Raw genomic sequence first — 12,832 nt, forward strand, 5'->3', positions numbered from 1 at the left:
TCTTTTATAAAAACCAAAGTATTACTCGAACTTAATAGATTTTGCAGGGTTTATTTTTGAAATTATTATTGAAGGAATTATCAACATAGATAAGCATAAAACTAAGGTTCCTAGATTTAAAGCAACTAAATATTTTAAATTTATATATATTGGTACTGTAGTTACATAATAAGTATTTGGATCTAAAGTAATAAAACCGCCATATTTTTGAGCAAATAGTAAAAATAAACCTATGATATTTCCCCAAAACAAGCCTTTTAAAATTAAATATCCTGCATTGTATAAAAATACTTTTCTTATACTTACATTGCTACTACCTAAGGCTTTTAAAATACCAATCATTTGAGTGCGTTCTAAGATTAACACTAATAAAGCAGTAATCATATTTATCCCTGCTACAATAATCATAATAGCAATTATTAAATAAATGTTATTGTCAAAAAGACCTATCCATTCAAAAATTGCTGGATACTTTTCAATAATACTTTGACTATTTAAAGTGGAAGCTGTTTGCGTATAAATTTCGTTACTTTTTTCTTCAATTTCATCAAAATCATTTAACAATACTTCAAATCCTCCAACTTCATTTTCTTTCCATCTATTCATTTTTTGGATATGTCGAATGTCCGCAATTACAAAATTTTCATCAAAATCTTGAAACCCTGAGTTGTAAATACCAACAGCTTTCACCACACGTAGCCAAGGCGTTTTTGAAGGGTCTTCTTTTACAAACAAAATATTAAACTCATCACCAACACCAATATGCATTCTATTAGAAATTTCTTTTGAAATTAGAACATCAAATGATGTATCTTTTGTATAATCTGGCAAATTTCCTTCAACTAAATACTCTTCAAAAAAAGACCAATCATAATCTTTTGAAATCCCTTTAAGTATAATTCCCTCAAAATCAGTAGCGGTTCTAATAATTCCTCCTTTGGTGGCATAAACTTGAACTTTTTTTACATTAGAAATATTGGAGAAATTTGGATAAAAATCTTGATTGATAGAAACTGGTTCTAAAGTAATTTCAGAATAGTTATTATCAAAATTAGTTATTTGAATATGACCATTAAAACCTGCTATTTTTTCTCTTATTTTTTGTTGCAATCCTATTCCAGTCGCCATTGCAATCATCATAATTATAACCCCCAATGAAATTGCTACAATAGCAATTTTTATTATTGGAGATGATATACTACTTTTATACTCTTTTGCAGCAACAATGCGTTTGGCAATAAATAACTCGTAATTCAATATATATGATTTCTAAACCGTTCAAAAATACGTATTTCTTATTGTTTTCAATACTTTTTTACAGTTTCATTTCTTGTGGACAAGTAAAAAATTTAAACAACCAAATTGTTTTAGATGGAGAAATACTTACAGGAGCACAACAAACTAATTTATATGTGCCTTTATTAAAAAATAAAAATATTGCTATAGTAGCAAACCAAACATCGGTAATTTTTAAAAACAATTCAACATACACACATTTAGTAGATAGTTTATTAAAAATGAAAGTTGATGTTAAAAAGGTATTTTCTCCAGAACATGGATTTAGAGGTAAAGCAGATGCCAGTGAAAAAATTGCCGATGGTGTAGATACAAAAACTGGTATACCTATAGTTTCATTGTATGGAAAAAATAGAAAACCTACAAATGAACAATTAAAAGGTATTGATATGGTTGTGTTTGATATACAAGATGTAGGGGTTCGCTTTTATACTTTTATTTCTACACTTCATTATGTTATGGAGGCTTGTGCTGAAAATGGAATTCCAGTGATGGTTTTAGATAGACCAAATCCTAATGGACATTATATTGATGGTCCAACTTTAGATCCTTCACATAAAAGTTTTGTAGGCATGCATCCTGTACCTTTAGTATATGGAATGACCATTGGTGAATATTCTAAAATGATTAATGGAGAAAAATGGTTAAAAAATGGTGTTACTTGTGAGCTTATAGTGATCCCTCTAAAAAATTATACACATCAAAGCCTATATCATTTAGCTATTCGTCCTTCTCCAAACTTACCAAATGATAAATCCATTAATTTATACCCTAGCTTAGGCTTTTTTGAAGGCACTACAATTAACGCAGGTAGAGGAACTGAACAACAATTTCAACAATATGGAGCTCCTTTTTTTCAAAAAAGTGATTTTAGCTATATTCCACAACCTAACTTTGGTTCTAAATCTCCAAAACATCAAGGTAAAATTTGTTTTGGGGTTAATTTGACCAAAACAAAACACTTAAATTTTGTAAATATCAACTATATTATTGATGCCTATAATAAAACACCAAAATCTGAAGCATTTTTTGGACCAACATTTACAGTACATGCTGGAACAACAAAATTAGAACAACAAATAAGAAAAGGGTATACTGCTGAAGCTATTCATAAATCTTGGCAACCTGCAATTGAAACATTTAAAAAAGTTAGAAGTAAATATTTAATTTATAATTAGTAATTTTTACTAAAAAAATTAAATTTAACTAAAAGTCCTTCACAAATTGTTGGGCTTTTTTTAGTTTAAAAAAACTAAAAAATTAATATAAGCATAATCACGTTTAATTGAAAAAGTGACATATTGAGAACATATTAAGCATTTTATTTAGTTTGTTTTACTAAATAAAATACATGCTTTTATTAATAAATGGTGTAAAAATATATTTAAAACACATTGTAAATAACAGTAAAAAGGCTTTAAAAGCTAATAAACGGTATGTTTTTACAAACAAATGGTAATTTTTTTTATTTTTTATTTGTTTATAAAAAAAATATTTTTACCTTTATCAAGAATTTAACAATTAATAATACCCCTAAAAAATACCCAAAACAAAAAAATAAATAAATTAACCCTGAAAAAAATCATTTAAAAAAACATTAATTACCCCCAAAAAAGTTTAACCCCAAAACCCCTCAAAAATGAAGTCTTTCATCTCAACCCTTGTATCCTTATTTTTTATAAGCACGTTATTATTATCTTGTTCTAAAGAAGAAGATGGTGTATATTTTAATGACAATGCAGAAGTTGTAAACGAAAACAATATTACTTATTCATCTATTGAAAATGAAATATTGAAGTTAGTTAATAATCATAGAACTAGTTTAGGTTTATCAACTCTTAGTACTTTAAACATTATTTCAGGTGTTGCCGATGGTCATACAAATTATATGATTGAAGTTGGTGGAATAAACCATGATAATTTTTCACAAAGATCTGAATATTTAAAAAAACAAGCTCATGCAATTTCGGTTGGAGAAAATGTTGCTTATGGCTTCAATACCGCTCAAGGTGTATTTAATGGTTGGCTCAATAGTCAAGCCCATAGAAATGTAATAGAAAATCCTAATTATACACACTTTGGAATTTCTACAGATTCAGATAATGACAACAAAAATTATTTCACTCAAATCTTTATTAAAAAGTAAATTTCAAGTTTAACCCCTCTACACTATTAACCCCTAAAACCAAATATTATGAAATCAAATACCCTAAAGAATAACAATACTGAACCACATTTAAAACTAGTTAAAACCAAATCTAAAAAAAGAGCATTAAAGCCTAATATTAAAAAAATTTACATCAACACATTAGTTCCAGGATTTAGTTATATTAATAAATCTGGAAAAAAAATTGTCACAAATAATTGCGCACTACTATAAGTAGTTAGTTTATAATATAAAAAATGTTGTTCCCACAACGGTAGTTAAAAAATTGATAGGCTGTCCCCACACAGTAGTATTAAATTGTTGTTCCCACAACGGTAGTTAAAAAAATTGATTAAAATAAAATTCCATATCATTTTCATTAAAAAATTTGTAGCAGGATAGTTTTTTTTTAAACTATCTTGTTACATACTATATTTTTAGGGAGTATTAGGGAGATTATTATTATTTGTAAGGGGTTATAAATAATAAAATCTCCCTTAATCGTTTTACATAGTGTATAACTTTAATACTAAAAAATCTATTTTACAGGTAATTTCTTTTTTAAAGCTTCAATTATATTAAAAGTTGCTGGACAAATTTCTGTATTTTTTAGAGTTAGGTCAGTAATTTGAATAAACTTACGTCGATCAGTATGTGGATACTCTCTACAAGCCTTAGGTCTAACATCATAAATGGTACACATATTATCATTTAAATCTAAAAAAGTACAAGGCGCTGTTTTTAACACATAAAAATCATCTTCATCTCTTTTTAAGTAGTTTGAAATAAAATCCGCAACTTTAAATTTTAAAAATTTTGAAATACGTTGAATATCTTTATCTGTAAATATTGGACTCGTTGTTTTACAACAGTTACCACAAGCTAAACAGTCTGTTTTTTCAAATTCATCTCTATGCAAATCTTGCATTATTAAATCTAAATTTTTAGGAGTACGTTTTTTTAACTTTTGAAAATATTTTCTACTCTCTGGGAGTTTTTCTTTTGCTAAATCTGGTAATTGTTTTAAAAAATCTTCCATAATGCAAATATATAAATGTTATTTCTTTAGAGTAGCTCTGTAATTATTATTAATTTAGTAACACCTAATTAAATTAAATATGAAATTAACCAAACTAACAACCCTTATTTATTTTGTTTGCCTTACATTTTATTCGCAAACTACAGAGCAACTCCAACATTTAGATAACTATTTTGAAAAAACACTTACCGAATGGCAACTACCAGGAATGGCTATAGCTATTGTAAATTCAGATTCTATTATTTTTAGTAAAGGGTATGGTTATGCTTCAATTGATAAAAAAACAAAAGTTAATGGTAGTACACTCTTTGCAGTTGCTTCCAACACTAAAGCTTTTACAGCTTCAGCCATTGCTAAATTAGTAGAAGAGGGAAAACTAAATTGGAATGATAAAGTTGTTGATTACCTTCCCTATTTTAAAATGTATAATGATTATGTTACTAATCATTTTACAATTACAGATTTGCTATGCCATAGAAGTGGATTAAAGACTTTTAGTGGTGATTTATTATGGTATGGAACAACACATAGTGCAGAATATATTATTGAGGCACAACAATATTTAACTCCTGAATACGAATTTAGAACCACCTTTGGCTATTCCAATATTGCTTATTTAACAGCAGGTAAAATTATTGAAAAAGTATCTGGAAAATCTTGGCAAAAGTATATCCAACAACATTTTTTAGATCCTTTACAAATGAACCGTACTCTAACATCAACAACTCAACTTAAAAATTACAAAAATATAGCAACCCCTTATTATCTTGAAAATGGAATAAATCATGAGTTAAATTGGGTTAATTGGGATAATATTGCTCCTGCTGGAGCCTTAATTTCTTCTGTTGATGATTTTTCTAAATGGCTACAATATAACCTAACTGAAGGAAAAGAAAACAGCTTCCAAATTATTTCAGAAAATAGTTTTAGAAAACTAACAACACCACATATTAATTTTGAAGTTGGAAAAAACACTGAAAATATACACTTCAAATCCTACGCCCTAGGTTGGAATGTACAAGACTACCAAGGAATAAAAGTAATTTCGCACGGCGGAGGTTATGACGGAATGATTTCAAAATCCTTCTTTATTCCTGAGAAAAATGTAGGAGTTGTTATATTAACCAATAGCATTAACTGGGTACCTAGTGCATTAACCAATAAAATATTAGATGTTCTAGTTACTAACAATACTAGTGGCTTAGATTGGAGTGCTAATTATTTAGGGTATAAAAAACATCAAGATAGCTTAACAACATTAAAGTATCAAAAAAATGAAGTTCTAAGAGGAAAATTGCAAAAAAATCATTTAGAACTGCAAAATTATACTGGTATCTATACAGATAAAATATATGGTAATGTAACGGTTAGTATTAAAAATAAGAGCTTGTATTTTAAAATGGACAACACTCCTATTTTCCATGCGAACTTAACTCATTGGAATCATCACATTTTTACCTTTAGATTTCCAAAACATTTAGCTTCATTACCAGAAGGCAAATTATGGTTTGATATAAACAAAAATGGGGAAATTTCTAAGCTACATATAGATGTACCTAACCCTGATTTTGATTTTACAGAATTTGAGTTTATAAAACAGTAAATTTTATACGAAATTTAGTACTTTTGCACCTCGAAATAATTTAGCAAAAAAATATGCAAAACAGTTTAGAACTAGCAGTAAAAAAAGCATTTAAAGAAATTTATAAGGTAGAAATACCATCAATCGAATTTCAAGCTACTCGAAAAGATTTTGAAGGTGATATTACCATAGTAGTATTTGCATTTTTACGCTACGTAAAAGGAAATCCTGTTGAAATTGGAACCAAAATAGGAGAATATTTAAAAGAAAACGTACAAGAAATAACTGATTTTAATGTAGTAAAAGGGTTTTTAAACCTAGTCATTTCAGATGCATTTTTTATCAAAAATTTTAATTCTATTTTTAAAACTCCAAACTATGGTTTAGTAACACCTAAAAAAAATGAAAAAGCGGTAATGGTTGAGTATTCATCACCAAACACTAACAAACCACTTCATTTAGGACATATTAGAAATAATTTATTAGGGTATTCTGTGGCTGAAATTATAAAGGCTTCAGGTAAAAAAGTATATAAAACTCAAATAATTAATGATCGCGGTATACATATTTGTAAAAGTATGCTCGCCTGGCAACGATTTGGTAATGGTGAAACCCCTACAAGCACTGGTTTAAAGGGAGATAAATTAGTAGGAAACTATTACGTTGCTTTTGATAAAGCTTATAAAGAAGAAATTCAACAACTTATCTCTCAAGGAAAAACCGAAGAAGAAGCTAAAAAAGAAGCTCCAATTTTAATAGAAGCTCAACAAATGCTACTAAAATGGGAAGCTGGGGATAAAGAAGTAGTTAAATTATGGAAAACCATGAACCAATGGGTATATGAAGGTTTTGACCAAACTTACAAAGAGCTAGGTGTAGATTTTGATAAAAATTATTACGAAAGCAATACCTATTTATTAGGAAAAGATATTGTACTCGAAGGTTTAGAAAAAGGTGTTTTTTATAAAAAAGAAGATGGTAGTGTTTGGATTGATTTAACCGATGAAGGCTTAGATGAAAAAATTGTATTACGTGCTGATGGAACAGCCGTTTATATGACTCAAGATATAGGAACAGCCATTGAACGTTTTAAAGATTTTGATTTAAGCGAATTAGTTTATACCGTAGGAAACGAACAAGATTATCACTTTAAAGTCTTGTTTTTAATTTTAGACAAATTAGGTTTTGATTGGGCTAAACAATTATATCACTTATCTTATGGTATGGTAGATTTACCAAGTGGTAAAATGAAATCTAGAGAAGGTACCGTTGTAGATGCGGATGACTTAATGGAAGAAATGACCAATACTGCTAAAACTATTTCTCAAGAATTAGGAAAATTAGAAGGCTACTCTAAAGAAGAAAAGGAAAGCTTATACAAAACCATTGGATTAGGAGCATTAAAATACTTTATTTTAAAAGTAGATCCAAAAAAACGTATTTTATTTGATCCAGAAGAATCCGTAGATTTTGCCGGAAACACAGGTCCTTTTATTCAGTATACCTATGCCCGTATTCAATCTATCCTTAGAAAAGCTACTTTTGATTTTAGCATTGAAATGAGTGAACATGAAGTTGGTTTACACGTAAAGGAACGAGAATTGATTAAACAAATTCAATTATTTCCTGAAATCATTCAAAATGCTGCACAAAATCATAGCCCAGCAATTATTGCAAATTATACTTATGATTTAGTAAAAGAATACAATTCATTTTACCAAACTGTGCCAATTTTGGGATGTGAAAATAAAAATGAAAAAATATTCAGAACTCAATTATCCGCTAAAGTCGCAGAAATTATAAAAACTGCATTTAAACTTTTAGGAATCAACGTTCCTGAAAGAATGTAAAATAATTAAAGTAACTATTTTAAAATTAATCAATTTAAGAAAGCCTTTTAGTGAATTGATACAATAAGAAACTTTAAAAAAAGAAAAAAGCATTAAATTTGCTGTGAAAAATCAGCATTCATAAATAAAAATAAAACAGAAACACATGAAATACGACGTACTTATAATTGGAAGTGGCCCAGGAGGATATGTTACAGCCATTAGAGCTTCACAACTTGGATTTAAAGTTGGAGTTGTTGAAAAAGAAAATTTAGGTGGAATATGCTTAAACTGGGGATGTATTCCTACTAAGGCCTTATTAAAAAGTGCTCAAGTTTACGACTATTTGAAACATGTTGATGAATATGGCTTAAAAGCTGAAGCTATTGATAAAGATTTTGAAGCAGTAATTAAACGCAGTAGAAATGTGGCTGATGGAATGAGTAAAGGAGTTCAATTTTTAATGAAAAAAAATAAAATTGACGTTATAAATGGATTTGGAAAACTAAAAACTGGCAAAAAAGTTGATGTAACAGACACCGATGGAAATGTAGCAGAATACAGCGCAGATCATATTATTATTGCTACTGGAGCACGCTCTAGAGAGTTGCCAAATTTACCACAAGACGGTAAAAAAGTAATTGGATACCGCCAAGCAATGACCTTACCAACACAACCTAAAAAAATGATAGTAGTTGGTTCTGGAGCCATTGGTGTTGAATTTGCTCATTTTTACAATTCAATGGGAACAGAAGTTACTATTGTAGAATTTTTACCAAACTTAGTACCTTTAGAAGATGTAGATGTATCAAAACAATTTGAACGTTCTTTCAAAAAATCAGGCATTAAAGTTATGACGAATTCTTCTGTAGAATCTGTGGATACTTCTGGAGATGGTGTAAAAGCAGTAGTAAAAACTAAAAAAGGAGAAGAAATTTTAGAAGCTGATATTTTACTTTCTGCAGTAGGAATTAAATCTAACATTGAAAATATTGGTTTAGAAGATGTTGGAATTGTTGTTGACCGTGATAAAATTTTAGTTAATGATTTTTACCAAACTAATATTCCTGGATATTATGCCATTGGAGATGTAGTTCCAGGACAAGCTTTAGCTCACGTAGCTTCAGCTGAAGGAATTACTTGTGTTGAAAAAATTGCTGGCTTACACACTGAAAAAATTGATTATGGTAATGTACCTGGTTGTACTTATGCTACACCAGAAATTGCAAGTGTTGGTTTAACCGAAGCTCAAGCAAAAGAACAAGGTTACGAATTAAAAGTTGGTAAATTTCCATTTTCAGCTTCTGGTAAAGCAAAAGCTGCTGGAACACCTGAAGGTTTTGTAAAAGTTATTTTTGATGCTAAATATGGTGAATGGTTGGGATGCCATATGATTGGAGCTGGAGTTACTGATATGATAGCTGAAGCTGTTTTAGGTAGAAAACTAGAAACAACTGGTCATGAAGTATTAAAAGCAATCCACCCACACCCAACTATGAGTGAAGCTGTTATGGAAGCTGTAGCTGACGCTTATGATGAAGTAATTCATTTATAAAGCTTAAAAACACATATAAAAAAGCCTATGCTTATTTTGCTTAGGCTTTTTGTTTTTTTACTAAGAATTCCACAAACTATAATTTTATAGTATATTTGAAAAAAATCAGTTTTTATGAAAAATATCAACGTTATACTTATTATTTTTTTCTCATTATTAATAGCTTGCAAAGAGGAAAAAGCGAAAGTAAAAACAACAACTACAAAAACAGAATTACACTATATTTGTAAAAATAAGTGTGAAAATAGTGGATCAAATATGGCTGGTATATGTGCTACTTGTAATACACCATATGTACATAATGCTGCCTACCATAAGGATGAATTTTTAAAAAGCGGCCCACTAAATGTACCGAGTAACGCCCTAACTCCAAACCAAACTACAAGTGCTCCTAACAAAACTACTCCTTCACCTTCTCAAAACGCAGCAGGAGTATTTCATTATACATGTAAAAATGGTTGCGTTGGTGGAGCAGCATCAGCAAGTAATTGTAAGGTTTGTGGTGAAGCCTTGGAACATAATACATTATATCATAACAACTAACAGCTTAACATTTTTATATGGTTTTTTCACTTTCGAATTTATTAAAATCAAAAAAAACAAACGAAAATTCTGAACCTCTACCTAAAATTGATTTTAAAAGAGGTACTAAATATGCTGAAAATTTAAATAATGATGTCTATTTAGATTTTGAAGAACTAGGCGGTTTTCCATTTATAAAAACGATTATAATTGGAGATATTTCTACAAAAATTAAACGAACAGGCTGTACTCTAACATTTAAATTTGAGAATAATATAATTGTTTTAAATTCGGATAATACTACTATAGAATCTGAAAAGATTAAAAATACTCAAGTATTTTTTACTGAAATTGATTTTGAACTTGATGAGGATGAAGCCAAAAAAATTAAAAATGATAATGTAGAAGAAATTTCTTATACGTTCAAAAATAAAATCTACAGTTTTAAGCCAATTTAATTAATACTCAATAACTGTAAATTCTAATTGTAAAGGTTCTAATGAGTTCAATAAAATAGGAATCAATTCTTTTCCTAATTTTAAATACATTTCTGAAAAATTACGTGAACGCTCTTCTAAACTTTTGCTCGGAAATAATTCATCTTGAAGCACTTTAATTCTAGAAACTTCATCTTCTAGCTTTCTTTTTTGTGCTTTTAACAAACGTTTTTCAAGTGCATCCAATCCATTTAATTGTTTTTTTTCTTGCGCATTAACAGCTCCTATAAATGATTGATCTGTTTTTTTTGCAATCAATTTTAAACTATCAAATTGTTCTTGTAAAAAAGCTTTTTGAGTGGAAAAATCTATTTCTATTTCTGAAATTTCTTTTACTTTTTTATCAACTAATTTTCCTTGTTTACAAAATATTTCTTCTAAAGAAACCTTTAGTTTTTGAAGCTTTTTGTTTTGTTTTTCGGTTAAAAACAATACCGAGTTTCTCAATAACAAAATTGGAAAAGGAGTATTCATTTGCTCAAAATAAGCTTTTAACTGTAACCAATAAGCCAACTCTCCACCTCCACCTATATAACATATATTTGGTAATATAGTTTCCTGATATAAAGGTCTCATAATTACATTTGGACTAAAACGCTCTGGGTGCTTTTCCAACTCTTTTAATATGGCTTCTTTTGAAAAAGTAATGGTTGAATTATTGATATAAAATATATCGTTTTGATAAATAATTCGTTCACGAATGTCATCTTTTAAATAAAAAAGATTAATTTCTCTAGGGTTGACTTGAATATTATACCCTATAGATTCTAATTTTTTACTAGACTGAGTTACCTTTTTATAGGAAGTTTTTTGTAACAATTCATCTTTAAATAGTGGACTAAACTGTTTTTTTAGTAGTTTATCATCTCCATCTATAATTACTAAACCATATTTGCCAAAAAGTTCGTTTACTAAGTATCGCGTAGCAGCTGTTAAATTAGTGTGTTTAAGATACGCTTTTTGAAATAATTCTTTTATAAATTCCTCATTTATAGACGTGCCTAAATGCTTTGAAAATTCATTAAAAACTTTTTGAAAACCTTCTGTATTTAAACGGCCTACTGCACCGCTAACGTCTTTTTCCCACTCAATTTTTTTGCCTTTAAAATTAAAATAATTAATTTCTTCGAAATCGTGATCTTCGGTTGCCATCCAATAAACTGGCACAAAATTGTAGGAAGGAAATGCTTCTTTTAACTGCCTTGTTAAATTAATAGTTGAAACTATTTTGTATAAAAAATATAATGGTCCTGTAAAAATATTTAACTGATGTCCGGTAGTTATTGTAAACGTGTTTTCTTCTTTTAATAACTCAATATTACTAGCTGTGTTTTCAGAAAATTCAACTAAACTATATTGCTTTTTTAATGAATTTACTAAATGAACTCTATTAAACTGTGAATCAATTTTTGACTGATATTTAAGTTCAATTTGATTTGAAAACCCTTCAATATTTGGAAAATTACCATAAAATTGATCTAACTCAGAATTTTGATCAAGATAATCGTTAATTAGTTTTGAAAAATAACCTGTTTTTTTAAATGGAATATGATGTACTTTCATTCAGTTACTCGAATTGTTTTTATTAGACAACAGTTAATCTCTGACTTCATTTTTTTTAATTATCTAAATTATAAACGAAATTATGCCTTTCTTTTAAATAAGGTATAAACATATTCTCTCAAATTACCTGATGGTTGAGTATAGGTATAATTGAATCCTTTTAAAAGAACAAATTCATCACCTAACCTTTCTTGCAACATTTCTTCATTATAATTAAACACATCTAAACCAGAACATTTTTTTGCTCCATCCAAATTAAATTCAGCTAAAACAACAAAACCATTAGGTTTGACTACCTTTCTAATTAAATCGAAATAAGCTTTTTGTTGTTTTTCTTCAGTAAAAAAATGCAACACTGCTCTATCATGCCATAGATCTACATTTTTCAATTTTAATAATTCTGTAGGTTTCGTTAGGTCATCAACAATAAATGTAACATTAGAGTTTTTATGTTTTGTCAAAGAATTTTTAAGTTCTGTTAGTGCAGCTACAGCTATATCATTAACAACAATGTTTGTATATCCTTTATCTAAAAGCTCTTCAATTAAAGTAGTAGCTCCAGCTCCAGCATTAAAAATTAATGCATCATGAGGTAAATTACATTCTTCAATTAAATTAATAGAAGGTGCTGGGTTTTTTTCATACCAACCAAGGCTATTAACAGGCGTTTTTTGATATGCTGCATTCCAATGCTTTTCAAAATCGTAATGAGAGGAAGCGTTTTCTTTTTTAATAGTGCTCATGGGCTATTTTTTAATAGTATAAAAGTACACAATTTAGACTGTTTGTCGAAATACATAAAA

12 protein-coding genes are annotated in these 12,832 nt (G+C 28.6%); 8 read left to right on the forward strand and 4 right to left on the reverse strand.

Annotated features, from left to right (window positions below; all coding sequences use genetic code 11):
- Nucleotides 1–21 precede the first annotated feature (21 nt).
- Nucleotides 22–1,257, reverse strand: a complete 1,236-nt coding sequence (locus ACFQZW_RS10475; protein ID WP_386782855.1) for an ABC transporter permease — start codon at nucleotides 1,255–1,257, stop codon at nucleotides 22–24.
- A gap of 5 nt (nucleotides 1,258–1,262) precedes the next feature.
- Between ACFQZW_RS10475 and ACFQZW_RS10480 the strand changes: the two genes are divergently transcribed.
- The 3 genes from ACFQZW_RS10480 to ACFQZW_RS10490 all read left to right on the forward strand — a co-directional run bounded on the left by ACFQZW_RS10480 (nucleotide 1,263) and on the right by ACFQZW_RS10490 (nucleotide 3,676).
- The gene (locus ACFQZW_RS10480) at nucleotides 1,263–2,474 is read left to right on the forward strand and encodes an exo-beta-N-acetylmuramidase NamZ family protein (protein ID WP_298263174.1); all 1,212 of its coding nucleotides are present in this window, start codon (nucleotides 1,263–1,265) and stop codon (nucleotides 2,472–2,474) included.
- Nucleotides 2,475–2,935: 461 nt separating this feature from the next.
- The gene (locus ACFQZW_RS10485) at nucleotides 2,936–3,442 is read left to right on the forward strand and encodes a CAP domain-containing protein (RefSeq protein ID WP_298263175.1); all 507 of its coding nucleotides are present in this window, start codon (nucleotides 2,936–2,938) and stop codon (nucleotides 3,440–3,442) included.
- A 48-nt stretch (nucleotides 3,443–3,490) separates the two neighbouring features.
- A complete protein-coding gene (locus tag ACFQZW_RS10490; RefSeq protein WP_298263176.1) occupies nucleotides 3,491–3,676 on the forward strand; it encodes a hypothetical protein in 186 nt (61 codons plus the stop codon).
- Between the two features lie 304 nt (nucleotides 3,677–3,980).
- Here the strand turns inward: ACFQZW_RS10490 and ACFQZW_RS10495 are convergent, their stop codons facing one another.
- Nucleotides 3,981–4,481 (reverse strand): YkgJ family cysteine cluster protein, encoded by a 501-nt coding sequence (locus ACFQZW_RS10495; protein WP_298263177.1) that lies wholly within the window; start codon nucleotides 4,479–4,481, stop codon nucleotides 3,981–3,983.
- 79 nt (nucleotides 4,482–4,560) lie between these two features.
- Here ACFQZW_RS10495 and ACFQZW_RS10500 point away from each other — a divergent pair, with 79 nt between their 5' ends.
- The 5 genes from ACFQZW_RS10500 to ACFQZW_RS10520 all read left to right on the forward strand — a co-directional run bounded on the left by ACFQZW_RS10500 (nucleotide 4,561) and on the right by ACFQZW_RS10520 (nucleotide 10,427).
- The gene (locus ACFQZW_RS10500; RefSeq protein ID WP_386782859.1) at nucleotides 4,561–6,084 is read left to right on the forward strand and encodes a serine hydrolase; all 1,524 of its coding nucleotides are present in this window, start codon (nucleotides 4,561–4,563) and stop codon (nucleotides 6,082–6,084) included.
- A gap of 53 nt (nucleotides 6,085–6,137) precedes the next feature.
- On the forward strand, nucleotides 6,138–7,913 hold the full coding sequence (gene argS / locus ACFQZW_RS10505) for an arginine--tRNA ligase (protein ID WP_298263179.1): 1,776 nt from the start codon (nucleotides 6,138–6,140) through the stop codon (nucleotides 7,911–7,913).
- A 145-nt stretch (nucleotides 7,914–8,058) separates the two neighbouring features.
- On the forward strand, nucleotides 8,059–9,447 hold the full coding sequence (lpdA, locus tag ACFQZW_RS10510) for a dihydrolipoyl dehydrogenase (RefSeq protein ID WP_386782862.1): 1,389 nt from the start codon (nucleotides 8,059–8,061) through the stop codon (nucleotides 9,445–9,447).
- Between the two features lie 114 nt (nucleotides 9,448–9,561).
- Nucleotides 9,562–9,990, forward strand: a complete 429-nt coding sequence (locus ACFQZW_RS10515; RefSeq protein ID WP_372800562.1) for a hypothetical protein — start codon at nucleotides 9,562–9,564, stop codon at nucleotides 9,988–9,990.
- A 17-nt stretch (nucleotides 9,991–10,007) separates the two neighbouring features.
- On the forward strand, nucleotides 10,008–10,427 hold the full coding sequence (locus tag ACFQZW_RS10520) for a hypothetical protein (RefSeq protein WP_386782865.1): 420 nt from the start codon (nucleotides 10,008–10,010) through the stop codon (nucleotides 10,425–10,427).
- On the opposite strand, the gene bshC is transcribed toward ACFQZW_RS10520, so the two are convergent.
- A complete protein-coding gene (gene bshC, locus ACFQZW_RS10525; RefSeq protein ID WP_298263183.1) occupies nucleotides 10,428–12,029 on the reverse strand; it encodes a bacillithiol biosynthesis cysteine-adding enzyme BshC in 1,602 nt (533 codons plus the stop codon). It abuts the gene before it with no gap.
- Nucleotides 12,030–12,109: 80 nt separating this feature from the next.
- Nucleotides 12,110–12,772 carry a class I SAM-dependent methyltransferase gene (locus tag ACFQZW_RS10530; RefSeq protein ID WP_386782868.1) on the reverse strand — a complete coding sequence of 221 codons (663 nt, stop codon included), beginning with the start codon at nucleotides 12,770–12,772 and terminating at the stop codon, nucleotides 12,110–12,112.
- Between the last annotated feature and the right edge of the window lie 60 nt (nucleotides 12,773–12,832).

This window comes from Lutibacter aestuarii, from assembly GCF_042676885.1.
GTDB classification, from domain to species: domain Bacteria; phylum Bacteroidota; class Bacteroidia; order Flavobacteriales; family Flavobacteriaceae; genus Lutibacter; species Lutibacter aestuarii.